Source organism: Acidaminobacter sp. JC074 (assembly GCF_022496765.1).
Classification (GTDB): Bacteria; Bacillota; Clostridia; order Peptostreptococcales; family Acidaminobacteraceae; genus JABXKX01.
This window is the reverse complement of record NZ_VANV01000208.1, coordinates 1-350: the sequence shown is the minus strand read 5'-3', so window position 1 is coordinate 350 and position 350 is coordinate 1. Positions and strand designations below refer to the sequence as shown.

The 350-nt window shown below is 51.0% G+C and carries 1 pseudogene; it reads left to right on the top strand.

Annotated elements, in window-relative coordinates:
- Nucleotides 1-263: pseudogene (locus EZV73_RS28555) on the top strand (hypothetical protein); the annotation flags it as partial.
- Between the last annotated feature and the right edge of the window lie 87 nt (nt 264-350).

The following is a 350-nucleotide window of genomic DNA, read 5'->3' as shown; positions in this document are numbered from 1 at the left end:
CGACCGGCGTTGGCGTCCAATTGAATATCGACGGCGCTCCGTTATCCCTGAATACCAACTACCGGGTCTAKCCTTACAACAGAACAACGGTAACTAATCCCGGCGCGGATGCCAGCTATCTGATATTCACCGATCCCGATAACCCCGGCGGGGCGGCGGCATCCAATGCGTTGACGTTTACGACGAACTATTACAAAACCGGATCGAAAGTAACCCCAGGAAATGCAAATGCAAGTGGCACGATAACCTTTATTTATCAATAAAATATACCCCGGTCGCCAGGCCGGGGTACGAATGATAATTAATGCGCCTGACCCTTCTCAATACCGATACCGGTCTGCGAACGGATA